Annotated in this window: 1 protein-coding gene; it reads left to right on the top strand. The window is 70.4% G+C overall.

The window, feature by feature from the left end; translation table 11 throughout:
* The coding region (locus tag PUR26_RS09345; RefSeq protein ID WP_329871074.1) for an AMP-binding protein at positions 1-1,192 on the top strand (1,192 nt) is incomplete at both ends.

Genomic DNA, 1,192 nt, shown 5'->3' with positions numbered 1-1,192 from the left:
CGATCTCGCCCGCAGCAGCGACTGCACGCTGTTCATGGTCCTCCAGGCGGGGCTGGCGGCGTTGCTGACCCGTCTCGGGGCGGGGACCGACATTCCGCTCGGCACGGCCGTCGCGGGGCGTTCGGACGAGGCCCTGGACGATCTGGTCGGGTTCTTCGTCAACACGCTGGTGCTGCGGACCGACACCTCGGGCGACCCCACCTTCCGCGAACTCCTCGCCCGCACCCGCGAGAGCGACCTCGCCGCGTACGCCCATCAGGACGTGCCGTTCGAGCGGCTCGTCGAGGAACTGAACCCGGCCCGTTCCCTCGCCCGCCACCCCCTCTTCCAGGTGATGCTGGCGCTCCAGGACGCCACGCCGGGCATGTCCCTGCCCGGCTGCGAGGTCCGTGTGGAGCACCCCGAGCGCCACAGCGCCAAGTTCGACCTCACCTTCGTCGCCGAACAGCACCAGGACCAGGACGGCGCCCCGGCCGGCATCTCCGGATTCCTGGAGTACGCCACCGATCTGTTCGACCGCGACACGGCCGAGGCGCTCGCAGCGCGCCTGGTCCGCCTCCTGTCCGCCGCCGTGGCCGAACCGGACCGGAGCATGGGCGCGCTCGACGTGCTCACGGCCGGCGAACGCACCACGCTCCTCCACGAGTGGAACGACACTGCCGCTGTCTTCCCGGACGGGGCGTGTGTGCATGAACTGTTCGAGGAGCAGGCGGCGCGGACTCCCCATGCCACCGCCGTGGTCTTCGAGGGGCGGGGCACCTCGTACGGGGAGTTGAACACGTCGGCGAACCGGCTTGCCCGTCATCTGCGTGAGCGCGGTGTGGGTCGGGGTGACACCGTCGCCGTTCTCCTGGACCGGAATCCGGATCTCGTTGTCGCGGTACTCGCCGTACTCAAGGCGGGTGCCGGCTACACGCTGCTTGATGCGGGGTTCCCGGTCGAGCGTCTGCGCTCCGTCGTCGACAGTGCCGGTGCGGGGTTCATCGTCACGGCCGGTGAGCCGGCCGACGGGTGGCGGCGCAGTGGCGCGGTCTTCGTACGGCTCGATGCCGTGGCGGGGGTTGTCGCTGCGCTGGATGGTGGGGATCTGGGGCGGATTGCGGGGCCGGAGGATGTGGCGTGTGTGATGTTCACGTCGGGTTCGACGGGTGTGGCGAAGGGTGTGGTGGCTCCTCATCGGGCGATGTCGGGG

It is taken from the genome of Streptomyces sp. SP18CS02 (assembly GCF_036322365.1).
GTDB lineage: Bacteria > Actinomycetota > Actinomycetes > Streptomycetales > Streptomycetaceae > Streptomyces.
Note: the sequence above shows the minus strand (reverse complement) of the source record. Positions and strands in the feature narration are given on the sequence as shown.